The organism is Acidaminococcus hominis (assembly GCF_900291475.1).
Taxonomy (GTDB): Bacteria; Bacillota; Negativicutes; order Acidaminococcales; family Acidaminococcaceae; genus Acidaminococcus; species Acidaminococcus hominis.
The window spans coordinates 265110-283603 of record NZ_OLMM01000005.1; the positions used below are offsets into that span (position 1 = coordinate 265110).

The window sequence follows — 18494 nt, forward strand, 5'->3', positions numbered from 1 at the left end:
ACCGGCGGCGGGTTGTGTGCCCCTGCTGTGCCGGACAAGCTGCCAGGAGGCAGCTGGAAAGCAGATGCCCTTAGGGCACCAACACAATCTGCCTTCCTCGTGAGAACTGTGTACTGGCGAATGCTTATCATATGGAAACAGAACTCCTCCTGTTTCTCCCTAACCAATTGTTGTCAACCTTCAAACAAAAACAGCGGCAGAGAGCGCAACTCTGCCGCTGTTTTTGTATTTCCGGCTAACAGTTGCCGGTATAGACGTGGTGCAGGGATTTCCGGGCCAGTTCCGCCAGTTTCCTGACCTGTTCCGGGTCCGTGGCAGGAATGTTGCACTGCCAGCGGGGGAAGTACCGGGTCAGGTGGAGGGGAATTTCCGGAGAAAGGCTGGCCAGCCAGGCCACTTCCTGTTCCAGGACGTCTTCCTGGTCGTTTTTTCCCGGTATCAGCAGGGTGGTGATTTCCACGTGGCAGCCCAGGAGGTGGGCGGTGCGGATATTTTCCTTGACCACTTCCAGATCTCCGCCCAGCCAGGCGTAGTATTCTGGGGTAAAGCCCTTCAGGTCGATATTGGCTGCGTCAATCAGCGGCAGCAGGGCTTTCCAGGGACCGGGAGAAATATAGCCGTTAGTTACCAGGACCGTTTTCAGGTTCTTTTCTTTTAGCAATTTGGCACAGTCCCGGACGTATTCGTAGCCCACTAGGGGTTCGTTGTAGGTAAAGGCCACGCCAATATTGCCGGCCCGTTCCTGGTAGTCCAGGGCCATTTGGACCAGCTCTGCCGGGGACAGGGTCATTCGGGCGGCTTCTTCCCCGGCCTGGGAAATGGAGGCGTTCTGGCAGAAGGGGCAGCGCAGGTTGCAGCCAAAGGTGCCCACGGACAGGATTAAGGAACCAGGGTAGAACTGGGCCAGGGGTTTCTTTTCAATGGGATCCAGGGCAATGGACGTGAGCTTGCCGTAGCTTTTGGAAAGCAGGTGTCCATCCAGGTTGATCCGGGCCCGGCAGAAGCCGGTTACGTCCGGGGGCAGGGTGCAGCGCCGGGGGCACAGGGTACACAGGACGTTTCCAGGGTGGCGCTTCATAAATGTCTCACCACCTTGAAGCGCCAGAGCTTAATGGGCTCGCTGGCACCAATCTGTCCTTTTTGCCGGGCAATGGCTACCTGTTTTTCCGGGGTATCCACGCCGTCCAGATCCGGCAACAGCAGCCCTCGGCGTTCATCCAGGGCGCTGCCCACAATGACCCCGTAGGTGCTGGGGTCCAAATAGGACGTATCCGGGATGGGCTCTTTTTCCCCCAGGACGTCCACACTGTACTCCAGATCCGGCAGTTCCTCGGGCCGGACCGGGGTGAAACGGGGATCCCGGCTGGCGGCGGAAATGCCGTTGGAGAGGATTTCCCGGGCAATATTTTCCTGGACCGGGGAAATGGTGCCGATGCAGCCTCGGAGCTGATTGTCCTTGTGGAGGGTGACGAAGACCCCGGCCCGTTGGTTCAGCATTTCCGGAGGCAGTCCCTCCGGCAGGGAAGCCGGCTGGTGCTCCTTCACAAAGGTTTCTACGCTGCGCCGGGCCAGTTTCACGTAGGGGTCTTCCTGGGACTGGCGGAGCAGCCGGGCCGCCGCTTCTTCCTGGAGCAGCTGGGGTAGAAATTCCCGGCTTTTGTCCTTTCCCTGAGGGAAGAAGGAGGCTACCCCGTAGCCCACCCCAAAGGGACCCTCGTGGGACAGCAGCTGGCTTTTTACCGCCAGGCCGTCCAGGGCCCCGGCCATGATCCAGAAGGAACGGAGGCCGCATTCTGCTGCCCGCTCACAAAGGTGGTGGTCTAGGCTTAATAGGGTAAGGAAATCTCCCTTGCCCAGGGCTTCCGTACAGCTTTGGTCAAAAACGGGGCCTTCCTGGGCAAAGCCGTAGGGGCCTTCGGCCAAAAGCTTGTGGGACAGGTCGCCGCTGGCAATGTATACGGCCCGGCGGCCCAGGTGGTTGACGGCGGCTGCAATGGCCTGGCCCAGGGCATAGTGGGCCTTGGCTGGCAGACCGGACAGACCAATCCGGACAATTTTTACCTGGTCCAGGGAGCCGTGCTGGCGGTAAAAGTACAGGGGAATCAGGGTGCCGTGGTCCAGTTCCGCCTGACGGGCCCCCAGGGGTCCTGCGGGGACGCCCCGGGCTTCTGCCTGCCGGCCGATTTCCTTGGCAAGCTGCTGGTCATAGGTTACCTGCACCGTCACCTGCGGGGCCCGGAAGGCCGCAAAATTGCCGGAGCCTGTGGCGTCCGGGGTGATGTGGAAATAATCCAGGTAGAGCTCCGCATGGGGACTGGTGATAATCAGGGTGTCCGGCTGGAGCTGGGCAGCCTGGGCCATGACGGTTTCATAGGCATCAATGGTCTTTTGGATTTTCTTTTCTTCTCCCCGGCCCACTTCCGGCAGGATAATGGGCGGATGGGGTACTGCGAACGCAGCCAAGATGGGCATAAAAAACACCTCGCTTTACTGCCTCTATTGTACCATATGCCGGGGCAGAACGCAGAAACGGCCCGCCCAATTCTTGCGAAAGAACGGGCAGGCCGTAAACTAAAATTTGGAAAAGGTGCCGTAAGTCAAGGGCGGCAGGAAAAAATGCGGCAAGGGAGTGAAGCAGAGAGCAGCTCCTAACGAAAATGCCTTCAGCTGGCCTGATTTTGCCCTGTGAACCCTTAAAATAGCCAGGGGCTACACTGGGTAAGACTGCAATGCCCCGGGACTTGAGAAAGGCAATTTAGCGCTCCAAAAAGTGCTGGCCGCAAAAACGGCCTGCGCTATTTCTCAAAAGAGGAACAACACAGGCCGTACGCAAAGCGGTATCAGGAACGTTTGGTGAAAAGGGAAAACAGGTTTATGGGGCGCACGCTGCACAGGGGGTACTGGGGGTCCGCCTCCAGCGCCTTTGCCCGGGCGGCTTCCAAATCGTGGAACACATCCCATTTGGCGGCAATCTGGGCCTTTCCCGTAAGCCGGAGCAGGTAGGACGGATGGAAGGTGGCAATGCAGTCGATGCCTTGGGAGGTTCTAAAGAAGGTGCCCCTTTCCCGGGTAATTCTGGCCTGTGGTCCCTTAAAATAGCGCAGGGCTACACTGCCTAGGGCCACAATGACTCGGGGCTTGAGAAGGGAAATTTCGCGCTCTAGGAAACGTTTACCGCAGAAGCTGCCTTCTTCCGGGGTGGGGGTCCGGTTGCCTTTGGGCCGGCATTTGATGACGTTGGTGGTAAGCACGTGGTCCCGGGTGATTTTTACAGACCACAGGGCCTTGTCCAGCAGCTGGCCGCTGGGACCAATCAGGGGACAGCCGTACTCATCCTCCACGCCCCCAGGGCCTTCCCCTACCAGCAGCAGGGGGCTTTTCGGGTCGCCAAACCAGCCCACAGGGGCTTTGCAGTCCCCGCGCAGGGGGCAGGCGGAGCAGTCTTCCAGTTCATTTTCCAATTGGCGCCAGGCCGATTCTTCTTCCATGCTTTACGTTTCCTCCCTTACAGGTGCAGTTGTTTTTCCACCCGGTCCAGGAAAAAGCCGGCCAAAAAACCGGTAAAGAGACCGGTGGGAATGCCAATGGCAATCAGGACGGGCAGATAGGAAAACAGGGCCGTGGTCTGCATCAAGAGAACGGCCGCAAAAATCTGGCCGCAGTTGTGGCAAAAGGCCCCCAAAAGGCCCACCCCGACAGGGGAGAACCATTGTTTTTTTACGGCCAGGGCCATGCAGAGAAAGCTGAGTACGGCGCCTCCCAGCCCAATCATGAAGCCCGGGGTGAAAAGGCCGGTGAAAAGCAGCCCCGTTAAAAGCAGCCGGGTGGTGAGGAACAGGGCGCCTTTGGTGGTTCCGTACAGGTACAGCACAATCATGGTGACACTGTTGCCCAGGCCCAAATGGGCGCCGGGCAGGGGCAGCAGGTAGGCTACGCTGGTTTCCGCCAGGCGCAGGGCAATGGCGGCGGCCAAGAGGATACCCAGCTGGGTCAGGTCACGGGTGGTCAGTTTACCGGAGGATGGCGTCATGATCATTCTCCTTTGCAGCAGTGGTCAGGGTGACCAGTACCTTTTCCGGCACGCAGGCCACGGTCTGGCCGGATTGGGTGATTTTGCCCTGGTGGACGCAGACCTTGTCCGGGCAGGGGGACGAAATGACCCTTCCGCCGTCCTTGTCGTAGGCGATGACCATTTCACCGTCTTGGACCGGAACGATCAGTTTGGTTTCTGAAGTGACATTTTTCAGTTCGATCCGCTGGAGGACCTGCTGGTCCCGGCGCACCACCAAAACTTTATTCTGGGCGGAGGGATCCGCCCGAAACAGGAAGTAGCTGACTAGGCCGGCCAGGGCCAGCACCAAAATCAGCCAAAAATCATTTTTACGCATAACGTCTCCTTACTTTCCAGGGGTAAATATTTTGGCAAGGCCCGAGGATACATGAAGGGTACCTTCACTATCCACGTAGACCATTTCCAGTTCCGGATCCTTTTCTACCAGGTCCAGGGCCTGCTGCCAGGGCAGCCCAAAGAGCAGGGTGGAGTAGTAGTCCGCCCAGAAGGCGGAATGGGTAACCACCGTTACGGAGCGGCAGAAGCGGGAAGGCCAGCCGGTGCCCGGGTCCAGAATGTGGTGATAGCGGACCCCGTCCACTTCGTAGTAGCGCTGGTAGTCCCCGCTGGTGGCAATGGCTGTGCCGGCGGGCACCAGCAAGGTACCCAGCACCTTTTGGGCGTTCCGGGGATCCTGGATGCCGATTTTCCAAGGCTTTCCGTCGGGCTTATTGCCGATAATCTTGATGTTGCCCCCAGCGTTTACCAGGGCCGTTTGGATGCCTGGCTCCTTGGCCAGCTGGTTGGCGGTCTGCTCAACGGCGTAGCCTTTGGCTACCGCTCCCAGATCCAGCTGGGCACCATTTGCCAAAGTGATGGTACCGTTCTCCTGGGATACAGTATACTTGTCCGGACCGCATTTGGCCAGAGCCTGATGAATTTCTTCTGCGGTGGGCACGGTTTTGCTGTCCCGGTGCTGGTTCCAGACCTGGATGACGGGCCCCAGGGTTACGTCCAAAGGAGCGTTATGCAGAGGGGCAATCTGCTGGAGGATATCCAGCAGGTAGGGGGAAGCCTTTTGGGGTCCCTTGCCCGCTGCCTGGTTGATGGCGTACAGGTCCTGGGGCCCCTGGGCCGTGTAGGGGTCTGTTTCGTTGGCAATGGTTTGGAACAGGGTAAAGGCCCTGGCGGTAGCGTCCTGAAGCTGCGTTTTGCTGTCACCGGTGGTGGTAATGGTGACAATGGTATCCATCATAAACCGGGTATCCTCATGTTTTGCCGGTTGAAAAAAGCAGCCCGATAAAATCAGGCTGCTGAAAAACAAAGTTAACGCAAGAAGTTTTTTCATTTTCTGGCTTGGGCCTGAGCCTGAGCAGAAGGACAATTGGCGGCCATGGCGCAGCAGGCGCAGCCGGTAGGTTGTTCTTTGGCAGGGGCTTCAGGGGAGCCGGTAACCGGCGTAACGTAAACCAGGCACTTCCGGGGGCATTTTTCTACGCAGATGCCGCAGCCATCGCACTTGGTGTAGTCGATTACAGGAATGCTGCCGTTGACACCGTCTTCCATGGTGATGCAGTGCTGCGGGCAGTTCTTGGCGCACATGCCGCAGCTGATGCAGGATACCTTGCAGTCAGTCATGGCAGCTTTGCCTTTTTCACGATTGTTGCATTCCACCAGGACGTTCTTGGAAGCATCAATCATTTCAATCAGCAGCTGCGGGCAGGCTTTGGCGCAGGCTTCGCAGCCGACACATTTGTTGTAGTCGAATTCGGGCAGGCCGTTGGCACCGATTTTCAGGGCACCGAAGTTGCAGGCGTCCACGCAGGCGCCGTCTCCGAAGCAGCCGTAGTTGCATTGGCCGGGGCCGCCGGTCTGCTGGGCTCTCAGGTAGCAGTTGTGGACACCTTCGTAGTTGGAAATACGGGTCCGGTTGGCAGTGCAGCCGTTGCAGTGCAGGCGGGGAATGTAGCGGATGGCGTTCTCGTCATCGCCGGTGTCTTCCACACCCATCACAGCGCCGATGGCTTTTTTGCTGTCGGAGTTGGCTACAACGCATTTGTTGGCGTCAGCCTCTCCGGCTACAATGGCGTTGGCCAGGGCAGCGCAGCCTGCGTAGCCGCAGCCGCCGCAGTTGGCGCCGGGCAGCAGGTTGGTGACTTCGTTGATGCGCGGATCTTCTTCAACGGCAAACTTCTTGCCGGCAGTTGCCAGGACAAGACCGAAAATGCCGCCCAAGACCGCAACCAGAATTATAGCAGTTGTCATAATTGTTCAGCTCCTAACTTAATGGATGCCGCTCATTCCCATCATGGAAATGGACATACAGCTGGCAGTGATCAAAGCAATGGGCAGGCTCCGCAGGCATTTGGGCAGGGCATCTTCATCCAAACGTTCCCGAATGCAGGAGAACAGCAGGATGGCCATGGTGTAGCCCAGGGAGGTACCGATGGAGTTGGCTACGGAATCGATGAAGTCGTAGTTCTTCGTTACGTTGATCAAAGCAATACCCAGGATGGCGCAGTTGGTGGTGATCAGAGGCAGGTAGATACCCATGGCCTTGTGCAGGGCGGGCATAGCCTTTTTCATGAACATTTCAACCAGCTGTACCAGGGTGGCAATGGCCAGAATGAACACCAGGGTGTTCAGGTATTCCAGATGGTAGGGAACCAGCAGCAGGTAATAAATCCCGTAGGAAAGGATAGTGGCCAGCAGCATTACGAAGGATACGGCAGCACTCATACCTACAGAGTTGTTGAAGTTCTTGGATACCCCCAAGAAGGAGCACATGCCCAGGAACTGGGACAAAATGATGTTGGAAACGAAAATGGCACCAAAGATAATGCCGAATGTACTACCCATTATGAGCCACTCCTCTCTCTCTGAAGTAGTTTACAGCAGCAAAGACAAAGCCCATGGTCAGGAAGGCGCCGGCCGGCAGGATGAAGATCAGCACAGGCTGGTAAGCGGTTCCCAGCACCAGATGGCCAAACAGTTTGCCGGAACCGATCAGTTCACGGAAGGTGGCAATCAGGAACAGGGCGAAAGTGTAGCCAATGCCCATGCCGATGGCGTCCAGGGCGGAATCGATGATGCCGTGGTCGCAGGCAAAGGCTTCAGCACGGCCCAGTACGATGCAGTTTACTACGATCAGAGGAACGAATACGCCCAGGGATGCGTACAGGGCAGGTACATAAGCCTGCATCAGCATCTGCAGCAGGGTTACCAGGGAAGCGATAACGACGATGTAGCAGGGGATATGAATCTGATCAGGAATCAATTTCCGGATGGCGGAAATGATGATGTTGGAGAAAAACAAAACGAAGGTGAAGGCACAGCCCATACCGATGGCGTTGTCCAGGGAGTTACTGGTGGCCAGAGAAGGACAAACACCCAACAACTGGACGAACAAGGGGTTTTCCTTGATGATGCCTTTAGTCAGCTCATGCAGCATACGAATCAGTCCTTTCCGTTAGCATAATTTTTCATGTAGTGCTCCCGTGCTTCGTTGATCCCGGTGACTACCGCTCTGGAAGTGATGGTAGCTGCGGTGATGGCACGGATTTCATTGTCTTTGCTGGGAGTCTGTTTCGTAACAACCAGGGCGTCTTTCAGAGGTTTGCCCTTGAATTGCTGCTGCCATTCCGGTTCGGTGCTTCTGGCGCCCAGACCGGGGGTTTCGCTGTGGCTCAGGACTTTGATGCCGGTAATCTTGTTGTCCGGGGTGGAGAAGCCCACCATGAAGGTGACCTTGCCGCCGTACCCGGTGGGTTCTACGGTGTAGATGTAGCCGTTGACTTTGCCGTCCTTTTTGGACTGCTCAATATCGGCAATCAGGCCGCCAGGAGACTTTTCCTTGGTCAGGTCGCCCAGCTGGGGCAGAACGTCCCGATAGGCTGCTTTTACATCAGCTTCCTGTTTGGCAGCAATGATGCCCTTGGTAACTTCGTTGGCGCCCGCCACAAAGGCAACGGAAATGCCGCAGGTGAGAGCCAGGATTCCTGTAAATTTCACAAAGATGTTTTTCATTTCTTCAGGCCTCCTCCAAAGGATACGTTCCGGACGAAGCGGTCAATCATGGGAACTACCATGTTCATCATCAGGATGGAGTAGCAGACGCCTTCGGTGTAGCTGCCCCGCAGACGGATCAGGGAGGTCAGAAGCCCCAGGCCAATGGCGTAAATGATCCGGCCTTTTTTGGTGATAGGAGAAGTTACCCAGTCAGTGGCCATGAAGAAAGCACCGATCATCAGGCCGCCGGCAAACAGATGGTACAGGGGAAAAGCTGCAGGGTAGCCCATAACTGTGCCATAAATGCCGGTTACGATGGCTACGGTCAGCAGATAGAAAACGGGAATCCGCCAGTCAATCAGCTTCTTGTAGATCAGGTACAGGCCGCCCAGAACCAGGGCCGGTACACAGGTTTCACCCAGGGAACCGCCCACATTGCCGATGAACAGGTCGGACAGGGGAGGCAGCTGGGCTGCAGCAGCAGCGCCGCCAGCCTGCCAGATTTTTTCCGTGGCTCTCATGACAGCCAGGGGAGTGGCAGCGGTCATGGCATCAGCGGAAGCGGTAGCAGCGGTGGTAGCCATGGCTTTGGTGGCAGGAATGACCCAGGTGGTCATCTGCTGGGGGAAGGATGCCAAGAGGATGGCACGGCCGATATGGGCCGGGTTAAAGATGTTGCGGCCCAGACCGCCGAATACGGCTTTGCCTACAACAATGGCGAACATACCGCCCAGGACTGCCATGTAAGGCGGCAGGCTGGCGGGCAGGCACAGGGCCAACAAAAGACCGGTCAGGGCGGCGGAGCCGTCGCTGGTGGTGTTCTTCTTTCCCATCACCTTGTTGCTGAGCATTTCAAAAATGACGGCAGAAATCATGGTGCAGGCGATGACGATGACGGCATCCACGCGGAAATAATACACAGAAGCCAGTACGGCAGGCACCAGGGCCAGCATTACTTCCCTCATGGACTTGCTGATCGTCAGATCACAGTGCATATGGGGAGAAGAGGAAAGGAGAACCAAAGGCTTAGGTTCTTTAATAGGTTCCATAATCAATATCCAGTCCTTTCACGAGTTATTTATTTAATTTGTAGAAGGGGTTGTGGCCGCCGCTGCTGTTCCCTTTGATGAACTGCTTGCCCATACGGATGTATTGGACCAAAGGAATATAAGCGGGGCAGACGAAGGCACAGGAACCGCATTCGATGCAGGCGTGGCAGTAGAATTTTTCTGCTGCTTCCCAGTTCTGCCGTTTTACGGCTTGAACAATCTCGGTGGGTTCCAGCTTCATGGGGCATACATCGACGCAGCGGCCGCAATGTACGCAAGGACTGGGTTCAACATATTGGGCGAAAGGAGATTTGGAATTGAAGACCAGCACACCGGTGGACCCTTTGATAATGGGGTAATCCAGGGAGTTTACGGCAAAGCCCATCATCATACCGCCGGCTACGATCTTGCCGGGATCCCCTTCCAGGCCGCCGGCAGCTTTTACTGCATCGGTGAACAGGGTGCCCAGGCGCAGGATGTAGTTGCCCGGTTTCTTGACGCCGTCGCCGCTGACCGTAACCACTCTCTCGTACAGAGGAATGTTGTTTTTGATAGCCCGGCAGGCAGCTACTGCAGTGCCCACGTTATCCACGATAACGCCCACATCAGCAGGCAGACCCCGGTCAGGAACCGTACGGCCCGTGGTAGCGTAGATCAGATGCTTTTCAGAACCCTGGGGGTACTTTTCAGCGCAGACCTGAACCCGGATATTCGGTTCGGAAGCAACTTTCTTTTCCATCAGGGCAATGGCATCGGGTTTGTTGTCTTCAATGCCGATGATGCCTTGGGAGGCACCGGAAGCCATGAGGAAATACTTCAAACCTTGGATGATTTCATCGGAGCATTCCAGCAGGGTCCGATGGTCGGCCGTAATGAAGGGTTCGCATTCGATGCCGTTCAGGACGATGGTATCGATGGGACGGGCTCCTTCTTTGGGGGGAGCATACTTCACTGCGGTGGGGAACATGGCGCCGCCCATACCGGCGATGCCTTTATCACGCAGTACCTGACGGATCAGTTCCGGCGTGATCTCTTCTTCGCTGCGGGGTTTGATATCCTCGCAGAGGGTATCCTGCCCATCGTTTTTGATAACGATGCATTGGGCAAGCATCCCATGGACCATGTAGCGGCTTTCAATCTTGATGACGGTACCGCTGACGCTGGCATGGACATTTGTGCTTACAAAGCCTCCTGCTTCACCGATCACTTGTCCGATCGTGACTTTATCCCCTGGTTTAACCACCGGTTTTGCCGGAGCACCAATGTGCTGGGAAAGAGGAATGTACACCATGTCCGGGGCCGGGCATCTTTCGATGGCCAATTTGTCGGTCAAGGACTTGCTGGGGGGTACAGCGACACCACCCATGAAACTTGCTTCTTGTGCAGACATTCAGTTCACCTCTAACCTTTCATGTGTCAACTTCAACTAAAAATTATATATTGTCAAATGGCAAAAAACAAGGGGAGAGGAAAATGAGCTGAGAATGGGCAAAATAAAAACGAGGTTTTTATTTCTTTTCAAAAAGTTTACAAAAGATAATGTAAAAAACTGTAAAATAGTTTATAATAATTAACACGACAGGTGCAGTTGTGTATAATATGTGAATTTGTAGAATCTTATGAAAAAACTGTCTATATATAGGAAGAAAGAGTACTTACGGAGGCTGATGGGATGTTTGGTTTGTATTTTGATGATTATGAAACGCCGGTGTTCCGGCCCCCCAGTGAAGCGTTCAGCTTTATCCTGCGCGTAACCCGGGGCTGTGCCCACAATGCCTGTACGTTCTGCGCCATGTACAAGGAGGTGCAGTTCTGCGTCTGCAGCGATGAGGAGATTGCCAAGCAGATCGGCATGGCTGCCAAGTATGCCAAGGACCAGGTGAAGCGGATTTTCCTGGCGGACGGGGACGCTTTGGTGCTGCCCACCGCCAAGCTGATCAAAATTTTACATGTGCTGTATGAAACCTTCCCCAACCTGCAGCGGGTAACCTCCTATGCAGGGCCCCGGGACATCCTGCGCAAAAGCGACGAGGAAATGGCCCAGCTCCGGGAAGCGGGGCTCAAGATGCTGTATCTGGGCCTGGAAACCGGGGATACGGAGCTCCTCCGGCGGATCAAGAAGGGCGTTACGGCGGAAGAGGCCATTGCTGCCGGGCAAAAGGTCATCCGCAGCGGCATGAAGCTGTCCATGATGGTGATTGCAGGGCTGGGCGGCAAGGAGGGCAGTGAGCGGCACGCCATAGAAACAGGCAAAGCCATTTCGGCCATTGAGCCCAATATGCTCAGCGTACTGACCCTGCGGCTATATAAAGGAACTGAAATGCTGGAGCAGTTCCAGAACGGGGAATTTGAGCTGCTCTCCCCGGCGGGCCTGGCCCAGGAGGTGCACACCATGCTGGAGCACACCTTTATCAGTCCAGAGCGCCATACGCTGTTCCGCAGCAACCATATTTCCAATTACATTATGCTGAAGGGCACCCTGCCCCAGGATAAGGAGCGGCTGCTCCGGGAACTGGAAGAGTCCATGACGAAGCTTTCCAAATTGACGGATTGGGAAGTTTATACTAATATGGAGTATTAAGGTTGTATCATTTGAAATATAAGGAAAAGAGGCACCCATTATGAGACTGCATAAACTTCTTGCAGCATTGCTGCTTTCCATGCTGGTACTGCCCCTGCCTGCAGGTGCAGCTGCAAAAAAGGCCGCTCCCTTGACCGTAGGGGATAAGGGCTGGAAGGTCAAATCCGTTCAGATGAAACTCAATGCCATTGGGGTAAAGACGCCGGAAACCGGGAAATATACCAAGGACCTGGCAGAACAGGTACGGGATTTTCAGCGGAAAAACCGGCTGAAGGTCACCGGCCAGGTGGATGACAATACCTATTACCGGATTACCGAATCTGCCTTTGAGAAAGAGGGTATCCACGGGGTCAGCGGCCGGGACATTGTCCGTACCGCTTCCCGCTACAAGGGGGTTCCCTACAGCTTTGGGGGAACGACACCCCGGGCTTTTGACTGCTCCGGGTATGTCCAGTACGTCTTCCGGCAGCACAAGGCAGCGCTGCCCAGAACGGCGGATCTCCAGTATGAAAAGGGCATGTTTGTTACCCAGCGGCAGCTGCTGCCGGGGGACCTGGTTTTCTTTACCACCTATGAACCGGGGGCTTCCCATGTAGGCATTTATGCCGGCCAGGGAATGTTCTGGAGTGCCACGTCTTCCGGCGGGGTGCGTTTATGCAGTTTGCGTGAAAATTATTGGCGTACGCGGTATTATGGCGCCAAGCGAGTTCTGGTACCGGATTCCGGGCAGCGCTCGTACCGCTGATCAATCGGGGGGTTATGACTAGATGATTAGAGAAAGACGCAATAAAGATAAGCTGACCAGCTACTACAACAAATTTATCAACGAAGGGATTCTGGATCCCAACGTGCATCCCTGGGTGGCCGAATCCTGGCGCCGGTGCGAAGCCCGGAAACTGAACCATGAAACCATGCCGGTGGATGGGGTGCGCCTGTCTCCCAGCGAGCTGCAGCACCAGCTGGAGCTGCAGAAGGATGTAATCGAGTATGTGGACGGCTTGTTTGAACAGAACCAGCAATATTTCAACAGCCATAATCTGAGTATGCTGCTGGTGGATAAAGACGGCTACGTACTGAAAAACTACGCCATGCCTTTCTTCCAGAGAAGCATTGAAGATATCCAGGGCATGCGGGTGCTGGAGGAGGACGTGGGTACGTCCAGTATTTCTGTGGCCCGCAGCCATAATGCGCCGTTTTTGATGTTTGGGCCGGAAATGTGGATTCGGGAAAGCCATTCCGGGGACGCCTGCTCCACGCCTGTGATTGTAGCCGGGCAAAGCCGGTACATCATGGCCATTTTCTCCCTGGACCAGAACGACCTGCCCTACGATATTCTGCTGAGCCTTTTGATGACCATGCGGTATTCTTTGGAAAAATTCCTGGATATGCAGGAATTCTGGCAGGCTTGCGGGCTGATTTCGGAAGAAATCCCTGCTTCTGTATACTGGGTCAATAAGGACGGGTCCCTGCGTTTTGCCAACAGCAACGGGAGAAAGCGGCTGGAAGGGAAGGACCGCCTGGATCAGGTCTTCCTGAACTACGAGCATATTCCCATCCAGAAAGGTCTAGGGGGCAAGAGCACCATCCGCAAGGAAATTACCTGGATTACCCAGGACCGGACCTACGAAGATGTGACCAGCGTCCTGCCGGTGAAGCTTGCCGGCCGGGTGGAAAGTGTCATCATCATCTCCATGGCCATTGAAGATCTGAAAACCACCATTGCCCATGCTACCGGCTACAGCTCCCGCTACAGCCTGTACAGCATGGTGGGCAATTCCAACGAATTCCTGGCGCTGCAGCACAAGGCTGCCCGGGTTGCCCGGGGCGACAACAATCTGCTGCTCCAGGGGGAACCGGGTACGGGCAAACAGCGCCTGGCTCATGGTATTCATCAGGCCAGTCCCCGGGCGGCGGCACCGCTGATTACGGTACGGGGCCACGAAGGTCCGGAAAGCCAGCTGGAAGCCGAGTTCTTTGGCTCCGACGACGGGGCCGGCCATGTCAGCGCAGGCAGCCTGGAACTGGCCAACGGCGGCACGTTGTTCCTGGACGAGATTGAGAAATTCCCTGTCCGGCTGGAAGATGTGCTGGCCGATGCCCTGCGCAACGGGGTGCTGAACCGGGAAACCGGCACCCGCCGGAAATTCAATGTCCGGGTGATTGCCGCCTGCGATTCCAACCTGAAGCGGCTGACGGACAAGGGACTGTTTTCCAGAAGCCTGTACGAACTGGTGATTGGCACCGTCATCCGGGTTCCGCCCCTGCGGGAACGGGTGGAGGATGTGGAAGTTATTGCCAACCACATTCTGACGGAAATGGCTGCCCGGCACAATATGCCCAGCAAGACCCTCTCCAAGGAAGCCCTGCATATGCTTAACAGCTGTCAGTGGCCGGGGAATATCAAACAGCTCCAGGGCGTGATTGAGCAGGCTTTCTTCCATACGGCCGGCAGCGTCATTGAAGCGTCCCATATCAAGCTGCCGGGAGAACATCGGATTGAAAAGTCCTGGAAGCACGACAAGGATGCCTTTGTGGCAGCCTGGAAACAGGCCGGCGGCAATATCAGCAAGCTGGCTCTCATGCTGGATGTAAGCCGGGTAACGCTGTACCGGTATTTGAAGAAATATGATTTGGGGCCAAGCAAATAAGCCTGGGCCAAAACAATGACTCCTTTGGGAAAAATCCCGGAGAAATTGCATCAAGGGGTGGTGCATAGGTGCTGAAAACTTATCCATCACCCTGATTTTTTTTGTGGAGGTCGCAGAATGCGTTTACGAAAGAAACCTTGGATTGCCAGGGCCTTGGAAGACTATACGGGAAAAGAACTGCTGGAAGATCATTTGGAAGAATACCGGGGCAATTGGTCCAAGCTGCTGGGAGACCGGCCGGTCCATATGGAAATCGGCTGCGGCAAAGGAAAGTTCCTGGCAGAAATGAGTCAGCTGCATCCGGAAATCGGGTATTTGGGCATGGAAACCCAGCGGGACATCTGCTACCATGCCGTGAAGAAAATCCGGGAACTGGAGCTTCCCAACGAACGGATTCTCCGGGCCAATGCGGAGCACCTGCTGGATTGGTTTGCGCCGGGGGAAGTGGAGCAGCTGTATCTTAACTTCAGCGATCCCTGGCCCAAGGCCCGGCACGCCAAACGGCGGCTGACCTACCGGGGCTTTTTGGCCACCTACAAGACCATTCTGAAACCCGGGGGCCATCTCCGCTTCAAAACGGACAATGATGACCTGTTTGCCTTTTCCGTGGAAGAATTTCAGGCCTTTGGCCTGACCATCCTGGAACTGAGCCATGACCTGCACCATACGGATATTCTCAATGAGGCCCAGACCGAATATGAGGAAAAATTCAGCGGGAAAGGGAAAAACATCAATTTCTGTGAAGTGGTTTTCTAAAGGAGCAGGAGGGTTATGCAAAAACGGTTTTTGATTTGGGAAAATCCCAGGGACGCCATTGTTTCCCTGGTACTGTTTCTCATGCTGCTGGGCTGCGTCAATGTATTCAGTGCCAGCTTTGTGACAGCGGCCGATATGTTTGGCAACGGCTATCACTACCTGATCCGGTACGCTGCCTACGGGGCGGTGGGACTGGCCTTCATGTATTGGCTGGGCTGGAAAACCGACTATCATAATTTCTTTAACTACAATTCCCAGATCTATGCCATCTTTTTGGCCATTCTGATTGGGGTGGATGTTTTTGGGAAGACCACCAAGGGGGCCCAGCGCTGGGTCACTATGGGGTCCATTTCCTTCCAGCCTTCGGAATTTGTCAAGCTGGCGGTGATTATTATGGGAGCCGGCTATTTGGGCCATTTGATGGTCAAGGGGAAAAAGCCCCGTCTGATGGATTTGGGCAGCAACCTGGCTTTTTGGGCTACGGCGGTTTTGGCCGCTTTGGTGCTGCTGCAGCCGGATATGGGTACGGCGGCCATTATTATGGCCCTGATTACTGTTTTGTATATTGTGGCAGGGCTGGACCTGCGGGAAATCGGGATTTTGGGCGGCGCAGGACTGGTCGTATCCATTGCCGCCATTCTCCAGGCACCCTACCGGATGAACCGGGTGCGGCTCTGGATTGATCCCTATCTGGACCCCCAGGGCAACGGCTACCAGGCTGTACAGTCTTTTGTGGCCATTGGCAGCGGCCGGCTCATTGGCAGCCATTTTGGCATGGGCTTTGGCAAGTTCTTCTATCTGCCGGAAGCCCATACGGACTTTGCCTTTGCCATTTTCTGTCAGGAATGGGGCTTTTTGGGGGCACTGTTCCTGATTTTCAGCTTTATCCTGCTGGCGTTTGCCCTGTACCGGGTGGGCCAGCATACCCAGGACCGGGCCGGTTTTCTGCTGGTCACTGGGGTGAACTTCCTGGTGGTGGGCCAGGCCTTTGCCAATATGGCCATGGTCTGCGGCCTTTTGCCGGTTATTGGCGTTCCCCTGACCTTTATCAGCTACGGGGGCACCAGCCTGGTTGCCAGTCTGATGGGCATTGGTCTGGTGCTCAGTGTGTACCGGGCGGAAGTCCAGCGGGAGCGGGGAAAACTGGCTCCGGATATGCCCCGGAGTACCCAAAGACCCCGTTTTGGCACTCGGCCTGGGGCTAGGAGGTGGCGGCCATGAAGTTTCCTAAGATTCCCAAGCCTTCCCGCCGCAGTCAGCCGGAAGAGCGGAAAACCAGGTTCCCCATCCCTCCCCATAGGGAACGGGTGCTCCATCTGGATGCGGACAAGCAGAGCATCTTGAAGCAGGGCAAAACCCGGGCCGTGTGGATAGGCCGCCTGGTAGGCATTATGGTGGTATTGATTATCGTCCGGATTGGCTATCTGCAGCTGGTGGATGGGGCCCAAAATGCCCGGAACGCCATGGACCAGATTACCGGGGAACATACGGAAGTTACGCCCCGGGGCAGTATTGTGGACCGGAACGGGGAAGAGCTGGCGGTCAGCGTTATCAGCAAATCCCTGTACGTGAATCCCCAGGAAATGAAGGATGACCCGGCCCGGTGGCCGGCGGGAAAGATGCCCCAGCGGGATCCCCGCCGGGTGGCAGCGGACCAGCTGGCCCCTGTACTGGGACTCAATGCGGACGACCTGTACCAGGAGTTCTCCGATACCGATAAGCAGTTTATTTGGGTCAAACGGACCCTGGACCCCCATGTGACGGACAAGGTGGAAGCAATTCTCAAGGACCAGAAGCTGCCGGGTTTCCATTTCCAGGAAGAAAGCAAGCGCTTTTACACGAAAAACAAACTGGCAGCCCAGGTGCTGGGTTTTGTGGGCACCGATGATGTGGGCCTGGAGGGTATCGAAGCCTCCATGAACAAGGAGCTGAAAAGCGTGGATGAAAAGCGCAGCAGCTACTTTGACGCCCACGGCAACCGGGTGGCCCAGCAGGGTTCCCAGCTTCAGACCCAGGCCCGCCGGATGAATACGGTGGAGCTGACCATTGATGCCCAGATGCAGTTCATCTTGGAAAAAAGCCTGGACGAGGCCATTGCCAAAACCCATGCGGCCAGCGCTGCAGCCATTCTGATGGATCCCAATACCGGGGAAATCCTGGGTATGGCCAGCCGGCCCACCTTTGATCCCAACGTGTTCTACAAGGGCACCCAGCAAGAGTATATGAACCGGGGCGTGGGCATTGTGTACGAGCCCGGCTCTGTCTTTAAGCCCATTATCGGCTCTGCCGGTCTGATGGAAGGCATCATTACCCCCAATACGCCCTTTAACGACCAGGGTTCCATTGATGTAGGGGGCCGGCGGATCCGGAACTGGGACGGCAAGGGGATGGGGCACGTGACCTTTACGGACATCATCAAATTCTCCCTGAACACCGGCATGGCCGACCTGGGCCTGAAGCTGGGAGGCGAGAAGGAAACGGAATACGCCAAGCTCTTTGGCTTTGGTTCCGTAACCGGCAGTGATGTGCCCGGGGAAGAAGCGGGCATCCTGTACAATCCGGAAAACATGGTTCCCTCCGATGTGGCTACCATGGCCATCGGCCAGGGGATTGCGGTAACGCCCCTGCAGATGCTGCGGGGCATCTGCGCCATTGCCAACGGAGGTACGCTGCTGAAACCCTATATTGTGAAACGGGTCATTGCTCCCGACGGCAAGGTGCTGCGAGAGGGCAAGCGGGAAGTGGTACGCCAGGTAATTACCCCGGAAGTGGCTGAGGAAATGCGGGGCATGATGGAGAAAGTGGTTTCCGAAGGCGGCGGCAAGACGGCACAGATCAAGGGCTACAAGATTGCCGGCAAGACCGGTACTGCTGAAAAACTCTCCCCCAAGGGCGGCTACATTCCCGGGGTGTATATTGCTTCCTTCGTGGGCTTTGTGCCCAGTGACAAGCCCAAGTACGCCATGATCATCATGCTGGACTCTCCCAAGGGCGCCTTCTACGGCTCCCAGGTGTCCGCGCCTATTTTCCGGGATACCCTGCAGCAGATCCTGGTAGCCAAGGGCATTCAGCCCAGCGACTCCGAAGGTCTGCCTACGGTGGAATCCCTGATTTCCGGCGGCGGAGAGCAGAAGGAACTGGCCCCCCTGGTACCCCAGGAGGACGGCTCCGTGAAGCTCACCAATCTGGCGGGTTATTCCATGCGGGAAGTGGCTGCCGCCCTGGAAGGGGGCAATCTGTCCCTGATTCCCATTGGCAGCGGCACCAGCTGGAAGCAGGATCCGGCTCCGGGAACGGTACTTCAGCCGGGAAATACCGTAACAGTCTATTTTCACTAAAAGAATGATTTGTCACAAGGCCTGGCATGGTGTAAAATAGCTTTATCATGCCAGTACCGCCTT

General features: G+C 56.0%; 18 protein-coding genes. 6 read left to right on the plus strand and 12 right to left on the minus strand.

Annotated features, from left to right (window positions below; genetic code table 11):
* Positions 1-235 precede the first annotated feature (235 nt).
* The 12 genes from amrS to rsxC all read right to left on the minus strand — a co-directional run bounded on the left by amrS (position 236) and on the right by rsxC (position 10498).
* On the minus strand, positions 236-1078 hold the full coding sequence (amrS, locus tag C7E10_RS07620) for an AmmeMemoRadiSam system radical SAM enzyme (protein ID WP_105326731.1): 843 nt from the start codon (positions 1076-1078) through the stop codon (positions 236-238).
* Positions 1075-2472, minus strand: a complete 1398-nt coding sequence (gene amrA / locus C7E10_RS07625) for an AmmeMemoRadiSam system protein A (RefSeq protein WP_105326732.1) — start codon at positions 2470-2472, stop codon at positions 1075-1077. The genes amrS and amrA overlap by 4 nt, the downstream gene beginning before the upstream one ends.
* 368 nt (positions 2473-2840) lie before the next feature.
* Positions 2841-3488 carry a uracil-DNA glycosylase gene (locus C7E10_RS07630; RefSeq protein ID WP_105326733.1) on the minus strand — a complete coding sequence of 216 codons (648 nt, stop codon included), beginning with the start codon at positions 3486-3488 and terminating at the stop codon, positions 2841-2843.
* 17 nt (positions 3489-3505) lie between these two features.
* Complete coding sequence (locus C7E10_RS07635; protein WP_105326734.1) at positions 3506-4030, minus strand: Gx transporter family protein; 525 nt, start codon at positions 4028-4030, stop codon at positions 3506-3508.
* Positions 4011-4388, minus strand: a complete 378-nt coding sequence (locus tag C7E10_RS07640; protein WP_105326735.1) for a NusG domain II-containing protein — start codon at positions 4386-4388, stop codon at positions 4011-4013. Before C7E10_RS07640 ends, C7E10_RS07635 begins: the two co-directional genes overlap by 20 nt.
* 9 nt (positions 4389-4397) lie before the next feature.
* Positions 4398-5306 carry an FAD:protein FMN transferase gene (locus tag C7E10_RS07645; protein WP_231085761.1) on the minus strand — a complete coding sequence of 303 codons (909 nt, stop codon included), beginning with the start codon at positions 5304-5306 and terminating at the stop codon, positions 4398-4400.
* A gap of 89 nt (positions 5307-5395) precedes the next feature.
* Positions 5396-6316, minus strand: a complete 921-nt coding sequence (locus tag C7E10_RS07650; protein ID WP_105326737.1) for an RnfABCDGE type electron transport complex subunit B — start codon at positions 6314-6316, stop codon at positions 5396-5398.
* A gap of 18 nt (positions 6317-6334) precedes the next feature.
* Positions 6335-6910 (minus strand): electron transport complex protein RnfA, encoded by a 576-nt coding sequence (locus C7E10_RS07655; protein WP_105326738.1) that lies wholly within the window; start codon positions 6908-6910, stop codon positions 6335-6337.
* Positions 6903-7502, minus strand: coding sequence for an RnfABCDGE type electron transport complex subunit E (locus tag C7E10_RS07660; RefSeq protein ID WP_105326739.1), 600 nt, complete (start codon positions 7500-7502; stop codon positions 6903-6905). Before C7E10_RS07660 ends, C7E10_RS07655 begins: the two co-directional genes overlap by 8 nt.
* 5 nt (positions 7503-7507) lie before the next feature.
* Positions 7508-8077, minus strand: a complete 570-nt coding sequence (locus C7E10_RS07665; protein WP_105326740.1) for an RnfABCDGE type electron transport complex subunit G — start codon at positions 8075-8077, stop codon at positions 7508-7510.
* A complete protein-coding gene (locus C7E10_RS07670) occupies positions 8074-9108 on the minus strand; it encodes an RnfABCDGE type electron transport complex subunit D (protein WP_105326741.1) in 1035 nt (344 codons plus the stop codon). Before C7E10_RS07670 ends, C7E10_RS07665 begins: the two co-directional genes overlap by 4 nt.
* A 25-nt stretch (positions 9109-9133) precedes the next feature.
* Complete coding sequence (gene rsxC / locus C7E10_RS07675; RefSeq protein ID WP_199614401.1) at positions 9134-10498, minus strand: electron transport complex subunit RsxC; 1365 nt, start codon at positions 10496-10498, stop codon at positions 9134-9136.
* 282 nt (positions 10499-10780) lie between these two features.
* Here rsxC and C7E10_RS07680 point away from each other — a divergent pair, with 282 nt between their 5' ends.
* The 6 genes from C7E10_RS07680 to C7E10_RS07705 all read left to right on the plus strand — a co-directional run bounded on the left by C7E10_RS07680 (position 10781) and on the right by C7E10_RS07705 (position 18431).
* Complete coding sequence (locus C7E10_RS07680) at positions 10781-11689, plus strand: radical SAM protein (RefSeq protein WP_199614403.1); 909 nt, start codon at positions 10781-10783, stop codon at positions 11687-11689.
* Positions 11690-11729: 40 nt separating this feature from the next.
* Positions 11730-12434 (plus strand): C40 family peptidase, encoded by a 705-nt coding sequence (locus C7E10_RS07685; protein ID WP_231085765.1) that lies wholly within the window; start codon positions 11730-11732, stop codon positions 12432-12434.
* Between the two features lie 22 nt (positions 12435-12456).
* The gene (locus C7E10_RS07690) at positions 12457-14337 is read left to right on the plus strand and encodes a sigma-54-dependent Fis family transcriptional regulator (protein WP_105326743.1); all 1881 of its coding nucleotides are present in this window, start codon (positions 12457-12459) and stop codon (positions 14335-14337) included.
* 117 nt (positions 14338-14454) lie between these two features.
* Complete coding sequence (trmB, locus tag C7E10_RS07695) at positions 14455-15093, plus strand: tRNA (guanosine(46)-N7)-methyltransferase TrmB (RefSeq protein ID WP_105326744.1); 639 nt, start codon at positions 14455-14457, stop codon at positions 15091-15093.
* 15 nt (positions 15094-15108) lie between these two features.
* Positions 15109-16314 carry an FtsW/RodA/SpoVE family cell cycle protein gene (locus C7E10_RS07700; protein ID WP_105326745.1) on the plus strand — a complete coding sequence of 402 codons (1206 nt, stop codon included), beginning with the start codon at positions 15109-15111 and terminating at the stop codon, positions 16312-16314.
* Positions 16311-18431 carry a penicillin-binding transpeptidase domain-containing protein gene (locus tag C7E10_RS07705; RefSeq protein WP_105326746.1) on the plus strand — a complete coding sequence of 707 codons (2121 nt, stop codon included), beginning with the start codon at positions 16311-16313 and terminating at the stop codon, positions 18429-18431. Before C7E10_RS07700 ends, C7E10_RS07705 begins: the two co-directional genes overlap by 4 nt.
* Positions 18432-18494: the final 63 nt, after the last annotated feature.

Coding starts and splice junctions, on each gene's coding strand:
- amrS (WP_105326731.1), bottom strand. CDS start 1,078: ATGAAGCGCCACCCTGGAAACGTCCTGTGTACCCTGTGCCCCCGGCGC.
- amrA (WP_105326732.1), bottom strand. CDS start 2,472: ATGCCCATCTTGGCTGCGTTCGCAGTACCCCATCCGCCCATTATCCTG.
- C7E10_RS07630 (WP_105326733.1), bottom strand. CDS start 3,488: ATGGAAGAAGAATCGGCCTGGCGCCAATTGGAAAATGAACTGGAAGAC.
- C7E10_RS07635 (WP_105326734.1), bottom strand. CDS start 4,030: ATGACGCCATCCTCCGGTAAACTGACCACCCGTGACCTGACCCAGCTG.
- C7E10_RS07640 (WP_105326735.1), bottom strand. CDS start 4,388: ATGCGTAAAAATGATTTTTGGCTGATTTTGGTGCTGGCCCTGGCCGGC.
- C7E10_RS07645 (WP_231085761.1), bottom strand. CDS start 5,306: ATGATGGATACCATTGTCACCATTACCACCACCGGTGACAGCAAAACG.
- C7E10_RS07650 (WP_105326737.1), bottom strand. CDS start 6,316: ATGACAACTGCTATAATTCTGGTTGCGGTCTTGGGCGGCATTTTCGGT.
- C7E10_RS07655 (WP_105326738.1), bottom strand. CDS start 6,910: ATGGGTAGTACATTCGGCATTATCTTTGGTGCCATTTTCGTTTCCAAC.
- C7E10_RS07660 (WP_105326739.1), bottom strand. CDS start 7,502: ATGCTGCATGAGCTGACTAAAGGCATCATCAAGGAAAACCCCTTGTTC.
- C7E10_RS07665 (WP_105326740.1), bottom strand. CDS start 8,077: ATGAAAAACATCTTTGTGAAATTTACAGGAATCCTGGCTCTCACCTGC.
- C7E10_RS07670 (WP_105326741.1), bottom strand. CDS start 9,108: ATGGAACCTATTAAAGAACCTAAGCCTTTGGTTCTCCTTTCCTCTTCT.
- rsxC (WP_199614401.1), bottom strand. CDS start 10,498: ATGTCTGCACAAGAAGCAAGTTTCATGGGTGGTGTCGCTGTACCCCCC.
- C7E10_RS07680 (WP_199614403.1), top strand. CDS start 10,781: ATGTTTGGTTTGTATTTTGATGATTATGAAACGCCGGTGTTCCGGCCC.
- C7E10_RS07685 (WP_231085765.1), top strand. CDS start 11,730: ATGAGACTGCATAAACTTCTTGCAGCATTGCTGCTTTCCATGCTGGTA.
- C7E10_RS07690 (WP_105326743.1), top strand. CDS start 12,457: ATGATTAGAGAAAGACGCAATAAAGATAAGCTGACCAGCTACTACAAC.
- trmB (WP_105326744.1), top strand. CDS start 14,455: ATGCGTTTACGAAAGAAACCTTGGATTGCCAGGGCCTTGGAAGACTAT.
- C7E10_RS07700 (WP_105326745.1), top strand. CDS start 15,109: ATGCAAAAACGGTTTTTGATTTGGGAAAATCCCAGGGACGCCATTGTT.
- C7E10_RS07705 (WP_105326746.1), top strand. CDS start 16,311: ATGAAGTTTCCTAAGATTCCCAAGCCTTCCCGCCGCAGTCAGCCGGAA.